The following is a 1,159-nucleotide window of genomic DNA, read 5'->3' as shown; positions in this document are numbered from 1 at the left end:
GAAGAACAAGAACACGTCAGAGATGCTCTGGCCTGATTGAGGCGTGCGAAACCCGTGAGGAAAGCCTTTTCGGCTACCAGGAGGTGGCGGTGTCTTCGCGCCAAAGTTACGGGTTCACGTTGGAAGTTATGCTGAGAAGGAGTTAGCCATCAGCTAGGCTGTTACAAAAGCCTACTTCAGATAATCGCCCAAATCAAGAACTGTTTTTCTTCCGCGAAACGCTGGCCTTTTCCCATGACTTGGCCGTTTTCATATGACTAAATAGCCAGGCTTAAATGCGACTAAATGTGAGGACAAATCATGGCAACGACAGAGAAGGCTAAAGTGACTGATAACGTAAAGCAGGATCAAAACAAACGTAACAACCGTGGCAACCGCCCCCGTAACACCGAGACCGGACAGAGCAAAGGGCAAGGGGCTGCGCGCGAACGCCGCGAATACTCCAACCCAGAGATCACGGTACCGTTCCAGCTGCAAACGCAAGAAGGCATTCGCATGCAGCAACGCCACTACAATCCAATGTCAAAGGCGCTGTTTAACCTGACCATCAACAGCACCAGCCTGGAGCGTCTAGGCGTAAAAGGCGCGATTGAACGCACCAAAAAGGCCGTAGGCGAAGTGTTGGCGGGACCTGAGAAAGAGATTAGCTCTGGCATTGCGGCGCTTAACAAAGTGCTAGACCAAGCCAAATCTTCAGGTAAGTCCCGTATCGAAGAAGTTTCCTATACAGCCCCGCGCGACTATAACATCCGCGTGCGCACGCCGGACGCTATGCGTGTCGTCCGAATGTTCCGTGGTTTTGACGAGCTGATCACTTTGCTCGACCGCCTGTGGCTGAACAACCTGTTCAACCAGGATGAAGTGGACGACTACAAAACCCGTCTGCGCGACAGTATTCGCGATATGGTTAACCTCCTTGACCGACACGCATCGGCCACTGTTAAAGAGCTGAACGACAACAATGGCAAAAATGCAGTAGCGGAGAACGGTGCAACTAGCGAACAAGCCGAAGTCATCGAACAAAAAGACGATAGCCCGACCCAGTAGTAACTCCCTCTCTGTTCGACCCCCTCACAAAGGCAGGCCACCCACCTGCCTTTTTCAATGGCTAATTGCAATTTGATAAAAATTTGTTAACGTTTAACCTATTCGTTGTTTG

General features: G+C 50.9%; 1 protein-coding gene. It reads left to right on the top strand.

The window, feature by feature from the left end:
* Positions 1–300 precede the first annotated feature (300 nt).
* Positions 301–1,047 (top strand): AcaB family transcriptional regulator, encoded by a 747-nt coding sequence (locus tag ACVRRC_RS21820; RefSeq protein WP_094962201.1) that lies wholly within the window; start codon positions 301–303, stop codon positions 1,045–1,047.
* The last annotated feature ends 112 nt before the right edge of the window (positions 1,048–1,159 follow it).

It is taken from the genome of Stutzerimonas sp. LR2 (genome assembly GCF_055755175.1).
This window is presented reverse-complemented; position numbering and strand designations above follow the sequence as displayed.